Source organism: Cytobacillus sp. NJ13 (assembly GCA_030348385.1).
GTDB lineage: Bacteria > Bacillota > Bacilli > Bacillales > Cytobacillaceae > Cytobacillus.
Window position 1 is genome coordinate 4,250,271 of the sequence record JAUCFP010000006.1, and the last position, 15,679, is coordinate 4,265,949.

Below are 15,679 nucleotides of genomic sequence, written 5' to 3' on the forward strand. Positions count from 1 at the left end.
CGCTGGACTCTTTTTTTCAGTATTAAACTTTAAACGTCGATTACTGTCTAGCGCAAGCAGGCTTCCTCCTCGAGGTATCTTGGGCGGGCAAGGCGCTTCCGCTTTTCTTTGTTAACGGTTTCCTGCTTTTTTGACGGTTTCTCCAAGGTCATCTTTATCCATATCATCATTTCTTTCGCCTTGCATTTCACCGTTTTCATTTTCACTTTCACTCATTCTTTCTCCTTGAGGAGATTTAAGCATTTGTTTAATTAATTGGTTGATGCCATTTTCAGCATTTCGGCCATCAGAATCAACCGTTGCATAGTTTTCAACATTTTTTCTTAAGGATGTATCATCACTTACATAGACATGATACCATCTTGGAACAACAGACATGGCCATCTTTTTAACCTGATCAGCTGTCTGATTGCGATTTTTGGTGTCAGTGTTATATACGATCAGGACTTCTTCGTCTGTAACAAGTGTGGAGATATCATCCACATTCGGCACTTCAGTGCAATATTTCCCAATAATATCTGCAACCTGTTCACGGTCAATAGCAGCATAATGGTCCGCTGAAACGTTGTCTCCCATGATTGGGCTTTTTTGATGGCGGACATATCCAAAGTCTTCGCTGACATTGTTTCGGCCATTTCGGCCGTTGCCCATATCTCTATTATACAAATCGGCACGCTGGTCATTTACATTTATTGTGTGACCGGTTTCTTCATAAATATCTTCTTTTGCGGCATTGTTTTGACAGGCAGTCAACGCAGCCACGCCGCTAATGCCAAGAATAATTAGTGATTTTTTCACTATAGACACCTCCTCATCTATAGAATTGCCACGGCTGAATTTTTTTCTCTTAGTAATTGATGGGGAATCAGTTATAATTTAATTAGGACAATTCATTGGTTTGTTTTCATATCCTGTTATTTCCAATATAATACTGGTACATATGCTCTTAAGAAGAGGTGAAAAAATGGTTTGCATTAATAATGTTTGTTATGAATTAATTCAGGAAGAACGGAATGGTTTCAATGAGGAAGCATTTCGGGGGAGATATAGCGATATTTTATCCAGATATGACTATATTGTTGGGGACTGGGGATATGGACAGCTTCGTCTCCGCGGTTTTTTCGATGATCAGAACCAGAAGGCTTCATTTGATACCAAAATCAGCACACTTACCGAATACCTTTACGAATTCTGTAATTTCGGCTGTGCCTATTTTGTTGTGAAAAAAGTGAAAAGCTAAAAAGGGCAGAGGGAAACCCTGCCCTTTTTTTTAAAACTGTCTGGCTCCAGCGCCTGCCCCTTGAGTGTGCTTGCGCTTTTTTAAGTCTCTGTATATGGCGGTTCTTCGTTTTTATCAGGGTCATCATGCGGCGGGTGCGCCCCTGGCATTTGCCGCGGCAAGTTTTGGTGAAGGGACTTAAACTCATAGTTGAAGGCACTGTAATAGCGCTGGCCCTCTCGCCATGGGGTGCTTTTGTTCTCTACCGGCTCATCCGCATTTCTGGGAGAGCCATAGGCACCTTCAGGCAAGTCCTCGGGAATAAGGAAATTCCTTTGCGTTTCCACATTTGAGAAATCGGTGTATGTGCGTCTTTCTTTATCGTCCATGCTATCACTCCTTAGGAAGTTATATGCAGCAGGGTCTTTAAAGAAGAAAAAGGAGAACCCACCAAAATAGGTTCACCCTTAGTATCTGTTTATTATCGTATATTAAACGATTTCCATCAGAAATGACTTAAGCTCCTCTGCATCTTCCTCAGAAAGCTGAAATACATGTTCAAGATAGCCTTCTTCCTTTAAATCATCTTCTCCAATAATGGCAAATCGGCTTCCCTGGATATCAAGGACCAATTGTTTGCCGTAATAGCGATCGGAACGAACAATAGCCAAATCGAATCGCTGGTTTTCTCCCATAAAGCTGACAAATCTGGTTTTTGTATCTTCGAGATCATCATATAAGAAAAAGCGTTCTGCCAAATATAACACTCCTTAGTTGTTTTATATACCGATTATAGCATGTCCTTGTTAAGTTTATGTTCGAAGGGGATGATTCTTTTTTCTCTTTTCACCTTTGATTGGCTGAATTTATATTTTTTTCTATTGAAGGAAAAAATACTCAATTCAAAATATTGTGATACAATAGCTGGTAGGGTAGCATGGTAATAAAGGCTTATAGGCAATTTAAAAATAAAGATGGCACCTGAGAGGAATGAAAGGAATGGTCCACCATTACTTAAAAAGATTCAAGCCGATTAGAAATTGGGGCAAACTTATGCTTCCTTTAAATAAGATAAAGTATTTCCCTCCCCAATTCATTGTTCGTGACCCGGTTGCAGAAGGAGTAAATCTGGCGCTGAAACAAGGTTTTGAAGTGGCCGTAGCTGTTTTTAATTTTAAAAATTGGCAAGACCTGTCCGAACAGCTGGGTGAGCTTTCTTTCAGACAGTTTATAAAATATATCAAGAAAATATTTTTGGCTGTCATTCAGCAGGAACTTGAAGATAATCAAATCATTATCGTGCATGATCATTATAGCGATGGCCTTGCCTTGATATTGAAAGTGGACCATAGCAGGGATTGTGTGACAGAAATTGATCAAACACTGAAAAAAATTGTCAGGGAAGCTGAAAAATACATACATAATGATGCACCTCATATAAAGCCGATTATTGATGCGGGATATATGTTTGTTGAAAAGAAGTATTATTCGTCTGTTCAGGAAGCAGTTTACAAAGCCCATCAGCATGCACTTGCAATGGCCGAAAAAAGGGTCAGATCCGAGTTTAATGAAATGATGTACAAAATAAATAAGATTGTAGCTAAAAAGGATATCAAAATGCTGGCGCAGCCGATTATTAATGTGGCTACAGGCGAGGTAAAGGCATGGGAAATGCTCACACGAGGTCCGAGCGGAACTTCCCTGGAAAGTCCTCTTCAGCTTTTTACCATTGCGCGGCAGACGGGCAGCCTTTATGATCTGGAGCTTATCGTACTTGAGAAAACACTTGAACAGATAACCAAGACTGGCTGCACACAGGATATATTTATTAACTTCACCCCGATTACAATAGGGAATGAAAGGTTTGTCAGGGATGTGAAGAAAATGCTCACCGGCTATAAAAATATTCCCCCTGAGCAGATCACACTTGAAATTACTGAACGTGATCCCATTGAAGGTATTGAAAACTTTATATACAATATAAAGGTATTAAGAACATTAGGATTTCGGGTGGCTGTGGATGACACGGGTGCAGGTTATGCCAGTTTAAATTCCATAAGTGAGATTATGCCGGATATTATAAAAATCGACCGTTCCGTCATTAAAGGCATTGATACGAACAGGGTAAAAGAATCCATGCTGAAGGGTCTTCTTTTAGTGGCGAAAGAAGCTGGTTCACTGGTGGTTGCCGAGGGAATTGAAAGTGAAGGGGAGGCATCGGTTCTCTCCAGAAACAATGTCGATTTAGCTCAGGGATATTTCTACGCTCGGCCGGATACTTTAACCAAGAGCCTGAAATCTTCATAGGAGGAAGGAAGCATTATGTATTTCGTAGACAGGGAAAAGATCGAAGACACACTTAGTTATCTGGAACAGCAAATCTCCCTTTTTGAAGAAGTGAAAGAGTGGACATCCCCTATTGAAAAGGCAGCCTTGGAACGGATTGCCCAAATTATGATCGAAGCTATCCTTGATACTGGGAATACGATGATTGACGGCTTTATCATGAGGGATCCAGGCAGCTACGATGATATCGTGGATATTCTTGATGACGAAAAGGTTATCAGCAAAGAAATGAGCGAAAGCTTTAAACAATTCATTACATATCGTAAAATGCTCGTCCAAAATTACACAGACGTTAATCATGAGGGACTAAAAACAGCTATAAGCAGTCATATGCCCATGATCAAAGAGTTTCCTGGCCGGGTCAGGGAGTATCTAATCAATGAACTGGGACCGGTTTCTGCTTTTAAACCTCAATAAAGATCGGAGAAATCCGATCTTTTTCTCTAAGGAGCATATTAGGCTTGAATAAAGAGAAGGGCGGTGAATGTCATGCATTTTGGAGAAAACTCAACAAAAGAAGTGATCTTGAGGTTAATCAAAACAGCAGGAAAACTTTCCATACTGGAAATGGCCAAAGAGCTGGGAATTTCAGAAATGGCCGTTAGAAAGCATATTCAGGCTCTCGAAAAAGATGGCTTTATTACGTCTGCAATCCAGAGGCAAACAAAAGGGCGCCCTTCAAAGCTTTATCAGCTAACGGCAAAAGGAGAAGATCTGTTTCCGAAAAAATATAAGCAGCTAAGTGTTGAATTATTAACAGAACTAAAAAGCATGGGGCAGGGCCATTTAATTACAGAGATGTTTTCCAGAAGAAAAAATCGCCTCGTTCAGCAGTATGAGATTCAGACAGCGGGGAAATCTTTTTCAGAAAAGCTTCAAGTACTTGAGGGCCTCCTCCTGCTTGACGGCTTTATGCCGGAAGTGCGAATAGAGGATGGCCAAGTCCATCTCAAAGAATTTAATTGCCCGTATATTGAAACTGCAGAAGAATTTAAACAAATCTGCAGGTCTGAAAAAGAGTTTATTAAAGATTTTCTTTCTGCTGATAATGTTGATATCAAATCCTGCATGGCTGCGGGTGATGGATGCTGTCATTATATTATAAAGCAAGATTAAGCGAGGGCTCCTGTTCAAGGAGTTTTTTTGCGGATATTACCGCTTTATTAAATCCCTGCAATCGTGAAAAATTGCACAATTCACCACGTTCCTTTAAGATAGCTTTTATGGGCGATAGCCAAGTTGAAAAGCAAAACTTATAGGGATACTAATTAAAGCATAGATCATTTGGGAGTGATGGCTGTGAAAAAATATAAAGGTTACTTAATCGATTTAGATGGCACCATGTATCGCGGAACAGAGCTGATCAGTGAGGCAGCTGATTTTGTCAATAAGCTTCGGGAACTAGATCTGCCATATTTGTTTGTGACGAATAATTCGTCCAGAACACCAGCCCAGGTGGCGGATAAGCTTGTGAAGTTTGGCATCCCTGCCGAAGAGGGTCAGGTTTTTACAACGAGCATGGCCACTGCCAACTATATATATGAACAGCAAAAAGATGCTTCTGTATATGTGATCGGAGAAGAAGGAATACGGGAAGCGCTGGCTGAAAAGGGGCTAAGCTTTGCTGAGGAGCATGCGGACTACGTTGTGGTGGGGATTGACCGCTCCATTAACTATGAAAAGCTATCCATCGCCTGTCTGGCTGTACGGAATGGAGCAGCATTCATTTCCACAAATGGAGACATTGCCATTCCAACAGAAAGAGGGCTGCTTCCGGGTAATGGGTCACTAACCTCTGTCATCACTGTATCAACACAAACACAGCCTGTATTTATCGGAAAGCCGGAATCGATTATCATGGAGCAGGCTTTAAAGGTGCTGGGAACAGCTAAGGAAGAAACCCTGATGGTTGGGGATAACTATGATACGGATATTTTAGCAGGAATGAATGCCGGTATGGATACCTTGCTTGTCCATACGGGTGTAACAACGAAAGAGTTATTGAAAGGGTATGACAAACAGCCTGAGTTTGTGCTCGAATCATTAGCGGATTGGGACTTTAAGTAGAAAAAGGATGGAGAATAACTCTCCATCCTTTTCTATTCCACATTTTCGGCACTATGTGCCAGTCTGCTCGAAGCGGCTGCAGCGATAGCTCCTACAATATCATCGAGAAAGGTATGGCATCTTCCTGAACTCTTATCGTTCAGATCCTTCAGAATGCCAGGCTTCAATTTATCGATATATCCAAAATTGGTAAATCCGATGGAACCATATACGTTTACAATGGATAAGGCCAATACTTCATCCGCTCCGTATAACCCTTCATCTGTAGCGATAATCGACTGCAGCGGCTCTAAGAGCTTCTTTTCCTCGGCCAGCATATCAAGCTGAATGCCTGTTAAAATAGCGTTTTGGACTTCTCTTTTTGATAAAACACGCTCAACATTATAAATGCAATCTTTCATCTGTAAATTGGGGTGATATTTCTCTTGGAGGAAGAACACTAAATCAGCTATATCCTGAATTTCTACCCCTCTTTCATGGAGCCATTTACGTGCTGTCTGCTCTGTAACGTTAACTGCTTTTTTTTCTTCACTCATTGGCTTCACCTTTTCTGGTTATTAAATAATTGCGGGAAAGTCCAGGCCCAGCGTAAGGTCCTGTGTTATGCACTTTTAGATTCTTTCACTATGTATATACCCTTTTTTTATCAAATATGCCCGCTGCCGCTGAAACGGAAAAATTTCATTTCCTATATCATTTCCATGGTACACAGTCTTATCCAAGAAAACAACAAGTTTTAAAGTCTTCTATCATATATATCCCATAAGGATCTCTCAAAATGAGGTGGTATAATGTTTAGAACACTTTTGAAAGAACAATTTGGCATAGAAGCAGAGGATACGATGAGAATCGGAAAATATGATGCTTGCCGAAAGCAGGGACAGCTCTATTTACTTGTGCCTGCGGGGCATACAGATGAAGAAGAACTCGAAGAACTGGACCAAATGGCTGAACACCTTTCCAATAACGGGGATAGGAACATAAGCACTTTTTTGAAAACGAAGGAAGGCAAACAGTCAATTGATTGGAACGATAGCCGCTTTTGCATTCTTGTTAATCGGCATACACTGAGCAGAAAACAAAATCAGTTTGGGCGAAAGCTGGCAAAGTTCCATTACAGAGGCAGGAGCATTTCATTTCCAGTGAAAAAAACGAGCAGAATCGGGCAATGGAAACAGCTTTGGGAACAGCGGCTGGACCAAATGGAAAAAGTGTGGAATGAGATGCTTTTCCAAAAACCTGAAAATGATTTTGAGAGAATGTTTTTAGAGTCGTTTCCATACTATATGGGGCTGGCTGAAAATTCGATTCAATATCTTGTGGATACAGAGCTTGATGACGAACCCGAAATGGCAGACAGCGGAACCGTTTGTCATATAAGACTAACATCGGCCACCTGGGGAGACAATTATTATATGAAAAATCCATTTGACTGGGTATTTGACCATTCATCCAGAGATTTGGCGGAATGGACGAGAGAAAAATACTTCCATAATATTAAAACGTATCAGCCGGATCTCCGCCAATTTTTATCGGAATATCAAAGTGTAGGGCCATTATCCTCCTTCTCATGGCGGCTTTACTACGCTCGTCTATTATTTCCTCTCCATTATTTTGAAACAGTAGAAAATTATTATGGCGCAGATTCTGAACAGCAGAAACTAGTGCTTCAGGAGCGCCTGCAGAAGTATCTCTGGCAATCTGATGACCATGAGCGTTTTCTGGGGGGGTTTTTCGAATTTGCCGAGGTTCCCATCAAAAAACTCCGGATACCTCTGGTGAATTGGATTAAGAGCTGAAAAAAGGCAGGGAAATACCTCTTTCTTGGCGAAAGGAACATAAGCTTGATAATGTAAAGAGGGGATATTTTTATGAAACCATACGTATTTATCAGCAGGAAGCTGCCTGAAGATGTTATTGCCATTTTAAAAGAAAAGTACACAGTTGAAATGTGGGATTGGGAAGATGTGCCGGTTCCTTACGATGTATTCTTACAAGAGGCGAGAAAAGCAGATGCCCTTTTAACTATGCTATCTGAGCCGGTGAATGAGGAAGTTCTGAAAGCAGGAGGGAAGCTGAAGATCATAGCCAATATGGCTGTTGGCTATGATAATGTGGATGTTGAGACAGCAAAAAGACTCGGAATCACGGTAACTAATACGCCAGAGGTATTAAATGATTCAACTGCCGACCTGACGTTTGCACTTGTGCTCGCTGCTGCCCGCAGAATGGTGGAGGCTGCTGAATTTGTGAAGAAAGGCAATTGGAAGAGCTGGAGTCCGCTGCTTTTGGCAGGTCAGGATGTGCATCATAAAACAATCGGGATTGTAGGGATGGGGAATATCGGGAAAACAGTTGCAAAGCGTGCAGCTGGATTTGATATGGAGATTTTATATCACAACCGCTCGAGGAAGCCGGATGCGGAACAGGAACTCGGAGCCCAATATGTCAGCTTTGATGAATTGCTCGAACGCTCAGATTTCGTTGTCTGCCTCACGCCTTTGACAGAAGAAACAAGAAATTTATTTAACCGAAATGCATTCCAGAAGATGAAAGACAAGGCTGTTTTTGTGAATGCCTCCAGAGGACCGGTTGTAAATGAACAAGATTTATATGAAGCATTGAATGCTGGAGAGATTGCAGCTGCAGGATTGGATGTTTTTGCGGAGGAGCCAATTGGTGCAGACCATCCGCTGTTGGAGCTGGAAAATGTGGTGGCTATGCCCCATATCGGAAGTGCCAGTATAGAAACGCGCTATGCCATGATGCAGCTGTGTGTGGAAAACATTGATCTTGTCCTTTCAGAAAAGAAACCAAAGACACCAGTCAAATAGAAGTGATGAAGGCACCCTAAAGCAGGGTGCCTTTATTGATAGATAAAAAAAATTCAAAAAATAAAAGCGCAATAAAACAGTATGTTAAGCGCTTCCACATATTATTTTCGGAAAATTGCCTATTGTAAAAACGCCGCTTGACCCCTATAATGTCTACTATACAAATACAAATGTACTTACATAGTGAACACTAAAGGGGGAGCTAGCGTGGAATCAATCTCAATCGGTTTATTAGGGTTAGGAACAGTTGGATCGGGTGTCGTGCAAATCATTGAGAAACATCAGGATAAGCTCATGCACCAAGTCGGCTGTCCGGTTGTTGTAAAGAGAGTTCTTGTTAAAGATGCAGATAAAGAAAGAGCAGTTAAAGTGGACAGGAATTTGCTGACGCTAAATCCTGAAGACATTTTAAATGATGCTGATATTGATGTAGTAATTGAAGTAATGGGCGGCATAGAAGAAACAAGAAATCATTTAAAGAAAGCGTTGGATAATGGCAAGCATGTGGTGACGGCAAATAAGGATCTAATGGCTGTTTATGGACCTGAATTGCTTGCAGCTGCAGCGCAAAACGGGTGTGATCTCTTTTATGAGGCAAGTGTTGCCGGCGGCATTCCAATTTTAAGAGGGCTGGTAGATGGCTTGGCTTCAGACAGAATTACAAAAATGATGGGAATTGTGAATGGGACAACGAACTTTATTTTGACAAAGATGAGCAAGAATGGGAGCGCATATGAGGAAGTTCTGAAAGAAGCCCAGCAGCTGGGATATGCGGAAAGCGATCCGACTGCAGATGTGGAGGGCCTTGATGCAGCAAGGAAAATGGCGATCCTGTCAACACTTGGTTTTTCCATGAATATTGACCTTGATGACGTAAAGGTTAAAGGCATTACAGAGATTACAGAAGAGGACCTGCAGTACGGCAAGCAGCTTGGCTACACGATGAAGCTGATCGGGATTGCCCATCGGGAGGGGGAGAGGGTGGAAGTAAGTGTCCAGCCGACTTTGCTGACCGAGTCTCACCCGCTTGCATTGGTTCAGGATGAATACAATGCTGTATATGTCTACGGTGAAGCGGTAGGGGAAACGATGTTCTACGGACCTGGGGCGGGGAGTCTGCCAACAGCTACAGCTGTGGTATCGGATCTCGTTGGCGTCATGAAAAATATGCGTCTTGGCGTAAATGGAAAAAGTGCGGTAGCCCCGCAATATGATAAGAAATTAAAAGGTGCAGATGAAATATATTCGAAGTATTTCTTAAGATTGCATGTAAAAGATGAGGTAGGGACTTTTGCCAACATCACATCCATTTTTTCTGAGCATCATGTCAGCTTCGAAAAAATCCTGCAGCTTCCTTTAAAAGAAAAAGGGCTTGCTGAGATTGTGCTGGTTACCCACCAGGCATCTTTAAAGGATTATGAGGATATTTTAGTAAGTTTAAGAGATTTGCCGGCAGTCCAAATAATCAAAAGTTCGTATCGTGTGGAAGGGAGCGCCAGAGTATGAGATGGGAAGGCCTTATAAAAACATATAAAGATTATTTGCCTGTTAATGAAAATACACCAATGCTTACTTTAAATGAAGGCAACACTCCCCTGATCAGGCTGGATAAACTCTCGAGGGACTGGGGCATTGACCTCTATGTGAAAACGGAAGGCGCAAATCCAACAGGTTCATTTAAAGACAGAGGCATGGTTATGGCTGTTGCAAAGGCAAAAGAAGAAGGAAGTGACGCCATCATCTGTGCCTCCACCGGCAATACCTCTGCAGCTGCGGCTGCATATGCAGCCAGAGCCGGCATGAGATGTGTGGTTGTCATCCCAGAAGGAAAAATCGCCATGGGGAAGCTGGCACAGGCTGTTATGTATGGAGCAGAAGTCGTATCTATTGAAGGTAATTTTGACCAGGCACTGGCAATGGTGCGGAAAATAAGCGAAACAGAACCTATTACTCTCGTAAACTCGGTTAATCCGTATCGTCTTGAGGGCCAGAAGACAGCGGCCTTTGAAATCTGCGACCAGCTTGGAGGCGCTCCGGACATCCTTGCTCTGCCTGTGGGTAATGCAGGCAATATTTCTGCCTATTGGAAAGGGTTTAAAGAATACAATGAAGCAAGGGGTACAGGACTTCCGAAAATGCATGGAGTACAGGCTGAAGGTGCTGCGGCCATCGTTCATAACCGTGTGTTTGAAAATCCCGAAACGATTGCCACAGCCATCCGAATCGGAAATCCTGCGAGCTGGCACTTAGCCAATGCAGCACTGTCTGAATCAAATGGAAAAATTGATGAAGTCAGCGACGAAGAGATTCTATGCATGTATCGTAAACTTGCTTCATCTGAAGGGATTTTTGCTGAGCCAGCTTCATGTGCTTCGCTTGCGGGGATATATAAACAGCTGCGCAATGGAGAGATTCCGCTTAAAACAAAGGTTGTGGCCATCCTGACTGGGAACGGACTGAAGGATCCTAATACAGCCATTGATTGCAGCCCTGTTAAACCAGTTTCGCTGCCTAACGATGAAAAAGCAGTAGCAGATCATATCAAGGGAGCCGTTCACATATGAGCGAAGGTGAAATGGTTGTCATCAAAGTACCGGGCAGCACGGCAAATCTCGGACCTGGCTTCGACTCAATCGGCCTCGCCTTAAATTTATATTTGACGCTTGAAGCCGAGAGGGCAGATACGTTTGAAATGGTTCCTTTATCAGAGCCGCTAAGCATTTACCCTTCAGATGAAACGAATTTTATTTTTCAAGTTGCAATGGATACCGCAAAGAAGTACGGAAGAGAGCTTCCAGGATGCAAAGCCCGCATTTCAAGTGATATCCCCCTCACAAGGGGACTTGGATCAAGCGCTGCTGCCATTGTAGCAGGAATTGAACTGGCTGACGCGCTTTGTGATCTTCGCTTGAGTCAGTATGAAAAGCTTGAACTGTCATCACGAATGGAGGGGCATCCTGATAATGCTGGAGCTTCCCTTCTCGGAGGCCTTGTCATTGGCTGCATGTCAGAGGAAGAGGTATCTGTTCAAAGCATTAAAAATATAAAATTTGATGTTATAGCAGTGGTGCCAAAAGAAGAGCTCCTTACAAAGGAATCCAGAGGCGTCCTGCCTGAAGAATGGTCTTTTAAAGAAGCCGTACAGGCTGGGGCAGTCGGCAATGTCATGGTAGCAGCTCTGCTTAGCGGGAATTATTCCCTTGCAGGCAAGATGATGAGTGAAGACTTATTCCACCATCCTTACCGAAAGAAAATGGTTCCGCATTTGGAAGTCATAGAAAAAGCAGCACCTGGACTCGGAGTATTTGGAGTTGCGTTAAGCGGTGCTGGACCGGCGGTTCTCTGCCTTGCTGAGCCAGAATGTGCTCCAGCTGTGGCTGAAGGGCTTCAGCGGGTTCTCCCGGAAATGGAAATCCTTTGCCTTAAAATTGATCAGGAAGGCAGCACTGTTTTAAAAAAAAGCCCAGCTGAGCTGAAAGTCGGCCATATAGTATAAATAAAAAAAGCGATGTCATGACGACATCGCTTTTTGTAAGGTAAAATTAAAATACTTGTTCTACTTCGACTACACCAGGTACTTCTTCTAAAAGAGCGCGCTCAATACCGGCTTTTAACGTAATCGTTGAACTTGGGCAGCTGCCGCATGCACCAAGAAGGCGCAATTTAACGATGCCATCTTCTACATCCACCAATTCACAGTCCCCGCCATCGCGAAGAAGGAATGGGCGCAATTTATCTAATACTTCCTGAACTTGTTCAGTCATAGTCGTTTGTTCTGCCATGTGAAATCGACTCCTTTCCATACATTTATTATAATCAAATCAGTCTTAAAAATCTATTCAAAGAGCGTAATTTCCACTCATTAGGAGAATATTTTATTAGGTTTGCTCTTTGTTAATGTTGTAAAATGAAGGTAAGAACAAGTTTTGCATAGGGGGAGAGAAGATTGAAAAAAGAAATTGAAATCACTGTGTATGGTGCGGAGCAGCTTTGTCCAAGCTGTGTGAATCTGCCATCATCCAAGGAGACATACGAATGGCTGGAGGCGGCTGTATCCCGCAAATTCGCCAATCAGCCTTTTAAAATCGTATATGTTGACATTCATAATCCGCCCGAAGAAGAGGACAAAAAGGAGTTCGCCTTGCGAGTGATAGAGGAGGATATGTTTTACCCGGTTGTCCTGATTGAGGATGAAATTGTCGGTGAAGGCAATCCGAAATTAAAAACGATCTATGCGGAAATGGAAAGGTACGGATACCAGGCAGTTTAATAAAAAATGAGCATCGAAAGGGATGCTCATTTTTATTTCTTAACCATTATGATATTTATACATCCATAAAATCCCTGATTTTAGCAAGCGGGCAACGCGTCCTGTGATAGGGCGTTCTGCGACTAGACCAAATCCATGCTTTTTGCCCAGTGATCCAAGAACACCTTTTAGCTTGATTACTGGCAATGTTTCAGGGAGTTCCTCACCTTTCCAGCGTTTCAATAGGATTTGAACGATTTGCTCAGCCTGCCCTTCAGCTAGCTGGGCACTTGGTGCATGTGGAAGGCTTGCACAATCCCCTACCACATAGACATGTTCATTTCCAGGGATATTGTGATGCTTGGTTAAAACTACGCGTCCTTGCTGATCCTTTTCCGCGTTCATTTCACGAACCACTTTGTTCGGCTGGATGCCGGCAGTCCATACGATGGCATCACAGTGGATGGCTTCGTCATGATTATAAAGGGTTTTTTCTTCTACTTTAGTAATATTTGATTGGTTAATAATTTCTACATTATGTTCTAAAAACCAATTTTCTACATATGTGCTTAATCTTTCAGAGAATGCAGACAATATATGCTTCCCTCTATCGAACAGTTTGACTTTCAAATCTGGACGGCTTTCATTTAATTCAGAAGCCAGTTCCACTCCGCTTAGTCCTGCACCGACAATTCCAACAACAGAGCCTGGTGATAAATTATTTAAAGCTTCATACGTTCTGCGGGATTTTTCAATTGTTTGAATGCTATATGTGTGAATGTCGGCTCCTGGAACATTGTGGTACTTATCTTCGCATCCAAGCCCTATTATTATATCATCATATAAAACAGGCTCTTCACCCTGAAGATATACCTTGTTTTCCTCGATGCTGATTTTTGTCACTTCACCGTATTTTATGGTCAATCTTTGATGTTCAGGGAAGGATACACGCACATGCTGATCAGAGATGGTACCTGCAGCAAGAGCGTAATATTCAGTTTTTAAACAATGATAAGGCACACGATCTATTAGTGTAATGGAGACATCATCAGGAAGCTGATTAGGCAAAAGTCGTGCAAGCGCCCTCATACCGCCATAACCACCGCCAAGTATCACAAGATTTTTCATAGTATATTTCCCCTTTATGTCCGTACTGTTTACTTTATCCGAAATCAAATAAACGTTAATTAGTTATCTTAAAAAAATAAATAAATAAATGATATTAATAACCTCAAACCCATAAAAAGTATAACGAAATTGTGTCAAAATCACAACACATATCAGCAGGAAACTTGACAATAAACGACATGAAGTGGTAAATATGTGCACTTTTAAAGGAGAGAACGGAATCCATTTCTTGCAGAATTCAAGTAAAAAAGGTAGCATTAACAGGGTAGAGAGGTGAAAGATGTGATTAAGCCAATCATCGAATTTTGCATCAGCAATTTGGCCAGCGGCTCTCAAAAAGCGCTAGAAAAGCTGGAAAAGGATTATGACCTGGATGTCATCGAATATGGCTGTCTCGGGTATTGCGGCAAATGTGCAAGCACTCTTTTTGCGCTTGTGAACGGAGAAGTGGTTACTGGAGAAACACCAGATGAACTGGTTGAAAATATATATCAATATCTGGATGAAAATCCGATGTTTTAATATTGAAAAGGAGCGATATAATTCGCTCCTTTTCTTTTTTCCTTATTTAGCAGCAGCTTTTTGTTCATATCTCATTTCATACCATCGTTCTCTTGCCATTTCAATTAATTTAGGTTCAGTGGAGCGGCTTTGCAGTTCAATTACTTTCGAAAAGTATTTAACAGCCTGTTCGGACTGATATGTCCTTCTGGATAGCTCTCCGATCAGATAGAAAATCCTCGTTTCAGAAATGGATGATCCTTTAAAATCATCTGACATATAAGACTCCGAATATTCTTTTAGAGCAAGCTTTAAAAATCGCTGTTCTTGATTATCATTCTTTATACTTCGGCAGAGCCAGGCCAGTCTGATATATAAACCAGCCATAATAATATGCTTCTCCCTTTTTAAAGTTCCGCAATAAATAGCAAGCTTATAGGTGTTGATTGCAGCAGTGATGGTGCGGTCCTGGCAATAATCCTGCGGTATCCAGGCATCCGCAACTTTAGAATTGATCATGTCCAGGGCTCCGGGCGGAAAATAAGGGGAAAAGTCCTCTGATTCTGAGTAGCCGCAATGCGGGCAAGTATTAATATAATATAAAAGAGGATTCATGCTTTCACCAGAATAATTTGGGCAAAAATCACTGTCATAATTAGATGCTTTTACAAATCGGGAGCGGAGTTTTTTTGTGGTGAAACTCTTTTTGCAGACTCTGCATTCGCATTTTTTATCATAAGTAGGCTTTAATTGCTGCATAGAATGCCACCTCCGAAGATAATTATCATGACTATTGTACCATATTCCGCCTAGTTTAAGGGTGTAAAGAACTATTTATTATGCAGTGTTCAGAAAAAACAATAATAAGAAAAAGTCTCTTAAGTTGAGCACATACACTTTACTGTATATACTATGAATATAGAAGTATCCTTACATGGACAGGAGGGAATAACATGGAACAAGTTGTGGATATAACAGAAGCAGCAGCTTTGCATATAAAAGAAATGATGAAACAAAATGAGGAAGAAGATGCATTCTTACGTGTAGCCGTTAAAGGAGGCGGGTGCAGCGGACTTTCCTATGGAATGGGGTTTGCCCATGAAGTCGAGGAAGATGATATCCAGTCAGATCACTATGGTATCCAGGTTCTTGTCAGCAAGGAAGATGCCCCTATCTTAAAAGGCACAAAAATTGATTACAAACAATCTATGATGGGCGGCGGATTCACAATCGACAATCCCAATGCCATTGCATCCTGCGGCTGTGGATCCTCTTTCCGTACCGCTTCAAATACAGGTACTCCGGAAGAGTGCTAAATACTATTGCTTCTAGACA

At 41.9% G+C, this 15,679-nt stretch carries 19 protein-coding genes and 1 pseudogene; 13 read left to right on the plus strand and 7 right to left on the minus strand.

The features are described from left to right. Nucleotides 1-111: 111 nt before the first annotated feature. Entirely contained in the window at nucleotides 112-798 is a 687-nt protein-coding gene (locus tag QUF73_21055) for a YhcN/YlaJ family sporulation lipoprotein (protein ID MDM5228615.1), read from the minus strand. A gap of 166 nt (nucleotides 799-964) precedes the next feature. On the opposite strand from QUF73_21055, the gene QUF73_21060 reads away from it, so the two are divergent. Further along, the gene (locus QUF73_21060) at nucleotides 965-1,240 is read left to right on the plus strand and encodes a YutD family protein (GenBank protein ID MDM5228616.1); all 276 of its coding nucleotides are present in this window, start codon (nucleotides 965-967) and stop codon (nucleotides 1,238-1,240) included. Nucleotides 1,241-1,320: 80 nt separating this feature from the next. Here the strand turns inward: QUF73_21060 and QUF73_21065 are convergent, their stop codons facing one another. Further along, nucleotides 1,321-1,608 carry a cytosolic protein gene (locus tag QUF73_21065; protein MDM5228617.1) on the minus strand — a complete coding sequence of 96 codons (288 nt, stop codon included), beginning with the start codon at nucleotides 1,606-1,608 and terminating at the stop codon, nucleotides 1,321-1,323. A 102-nt stretch (nucleotides 1,609-1,710) separates the two neighbouring features. Then, nucleotides 1,711-1,977: a DUF3055 domain-containing protein gene (locus QUF73_21070; protein ID MDM5228618.1), complete on the minus strand. Its 267-nt coding sequence runs from the start codon at nucleotides 1,975-1,977 to the stop codon at nucleotides 1,711-1,713. 295 nt (nucleotides 1,978-2,272) lie between these two features. Between QUF73_21070 and QUF73_21075 the strand changes: the two genes are divergently transcribed. The 4 genes from QUF73_21075 to QUF73_21090 all read left to right on the plus strand — a co-directional run bounded on the left by QUF73_21075 (nucleotide 2,273) and on the right by QUF73_21090 (nucleotide 5,632). Further along, nucleotides 2,273-3,526, plus strand: a complete 1,254-nt coding sequence (locus QUF73_21075; protein MDM5228619.1) for an EAL domain-containing protein — start codon at nucleotides 2,273-2,275, stop codon at nucleotides 3,524-3,526. A gap of 15 nt (nucleotides 3,527-3,541) precedes the next feature. After that, nucleotides 3,542-3,982 carry a DUF86 domain-containing protein gene (locus tag QUF73_21080; GenBank protein MDM5228620.1) on the plus strand — a complete coding sequence of 147 codons (441 nt, stop codon included), beginning with the start codon at nucleotides 3,542-3,544 and terminating at the stop codon, nucleotides 3,980-3,982. 72 nt (nucleotides 3,983-4,054) lie between these two features. After that, on the plus strand, nucleotides 4,055-4,681 hold the full coding sequence (locus QUF73_21085) for a winged helix-turn-helix transcriptional regulator (protein MDM5228621.1): 627 nt from the start codon (nucleotides 4,055-4,057) through the stop codon (nucleotides 4,679-4,681). A gap of 183 nt (nucleotides 4,682-4,864) precedes the next feature. Continuing rightward, a complete protein-coding gene (locus QUF73_21090) occupies nucleotides 4,865-5,632 on the plus strand; it encodes a TIGR01457 family HAD-type hydrolase (protein MDM5228622.1) in 768 nt (255 codons plus the stop codon). A 32-nt stretch (nucleotides 5,633-5,664) separates the two neighbouring features. Here QUF73_21090 and QUF73_21095 read toward each other — a convergent pair whose 3' ends face one another. Next, nucleotides 5,665-6,168, minus strand: coding sequence for a phosphatidylglycerophosphatase A (locus tag QUF73_21095; protein ID MDM5228623.1), 504 nt, complete (start codon nucleotides 6,166-6,168; stop codon nucleotides 5,665-5,667). Nucleotides 6,169-6,423: 255 nt separating this feature from the next. Between QUF73_21095 and yutH the strand changes: the two genes are divergently transcribed. The 5 genes from yutH (at nucleotide 6,424) to thrB (ending at nucleotide 11,962) form a co-directional block, all read left to right on the plus strand. Continuing rightward, nucleotides 6,424-7,431 carry a spore coat protein YutH gene (gene yutH / locus QUF73_21100; GenBank protein ID MDM5228624.1) on the plus strand — a complete coding sequence of 336 codons (1,008 nt, stop codon included), beginning with the start codon at nucleotides 6,424-6,426 and terminating at the stop codon, nucleotides 7,429-7,431. 72 nt (nucleotides 7,432-7,503) lie between these two features. Continuing rightward, entirely contained in the window at nucleotides 7,504-8,466 is a 963-nt protein-coding gene (locus QUF73_21105; protein MDM5228625.1) for a D-glycerate dehydrogenase, read from the plus strand. 207 nt (nucleotides 8,467-8,673) lie between these two features. Next, nucleotides 8,674-9,972 (plus strand): homoserine dehydrogenase, encoded by a 1,299-nt coding sequence (locus tag QUF73_21110; GenBank protein MDM5228626.1) that lies wholly within the window; start codon nucleotides 8,674-8,676, stop codon nucleotides 9,970-9,972. Next, the gene (gene thrC, locus QUF73_21115; GenBank protein MDM5228627.1) at nucleotides 9,969-11,030 is read left to right on the plus strand and encodes a threonine synthase; all 1,062 of its coding nucleotides are present in this window, start codon (nucleotides 9,969-9,971) and stop codon (nucleotides 11,028-11,030) included. The genes QUF73_21110 and thrC overlap by 4 nt, the downstream gene beginning before the upstream one ends. Beyond that, complete coding sequence (gene thrB, locus QUF73_21120) at nucleotides 11,027-11,962, plus strand: homoserine kinase (protein ID MDM5228628.1); 936 nt, start codon at nucleotides 11,027-11,029, stop codon at nucleotides 11,960-11,962. Before thrC ends, thrB begins: the two co-directional genes overlap by 4 nt. 46 nt (nucleotides 11,963-12,008) lie before the next feature. Here the strand turns inward: thrB and QUF73_21125 are convergent. Continuing rightward, a pseudogene (locus tag QUF73_21125) lies at nucleotides 12,009-12,224 on the minus strand (NifU family protein). 188 nt (nucleotides 12,225-12,412) lie between these two features. Here QUF73_21125 and QUF73_21130 point away from each other — a divergent pair. Continuing rightward, nucleotides 12,413-12,736: a YuzD family protein gene (locus QUF73_21130; protein MDM5228629.1), complete on the plus strand. Its 324-nt coding sequence runs from the start codon at nucleotides 12,413-12,415 to the stop codon at nucleotides 12,734-12,736. Between the two features lie 39 nt (nucleotides 12,737-12,775). Here QUF73_21130 and QUF73_21135 read toward each other — a convergent pair whose 3' ends face one another. Continuing rightward, complete coding sequence (locus QUF73_21135; protein ID MDM5228630.1) at nucleotides 12,776-13,843, minus strand: NAD(P)/FAD-dependent oxidoreductase; 1,068 nt, start codon at nucleotides 13,841-13,843, stop codon at nucleotides 12,776-12,778. Between the two features lie 282 nt (nucleotides 13,844-14,125). On the opposite strand from QUF73_21135, the gene QUF73_21140 reads away from it, so the two are divergent. Continuing rightward, the gene (locus QUF73_21140; protein ID MDM5228631.1) at nucleotides 14,126-14,365 is read left to right on the plus strand and encodes a YuzB family protein; all 240 of its coding nucleotides are present in this window, start codon (nucleotides 14,126-14,128) and stop codon (nucleotides 14,363-14,365) included. A 42-nt stretch (nucleotides 14,366-14,407) separates the two neighbouring features. Here the strand turns inward: QUF73_21140 and QUF73_21145 are convergent, their stop codons facing one another. Beyond that, the gene (locus QUF73_21145; GenBank protein ID MDM5228632.1) at nucleotides 14,408-15,103 is read right to left on the minus strand and encodes a DUF2225 domain-containing protein; all 696 of its coding nucleotides are present in this window, start codon (nucleotides 15,101-15,103) and stop codon (nucleotides 14,408-14,410) included. Nucleotides 15,104-15,297: 194 nt separating this feature from the next. Here QUF73_21145 and QUF73_21150 point away from each other — a divergent pair, with 194 nt between their 5' ends. Continuing rightward, nucleotides 15,298-15,660 carry an iron-sulfur cluster assembly accessory protein gene (locus tag QUF73_21150; GenBank protein MDM5228633.1) on the plus strand — a complete coding sequence of 121 codons (363 nt, stop codon included), beginning with the start codon at nucleotides 15,298-15,300 and terminating at the stop codon, nucleotides 15,658-15,660. The last annotated feature ends 19 nt before the right edge of the window (nucleotides 15,661-15,679 follow it).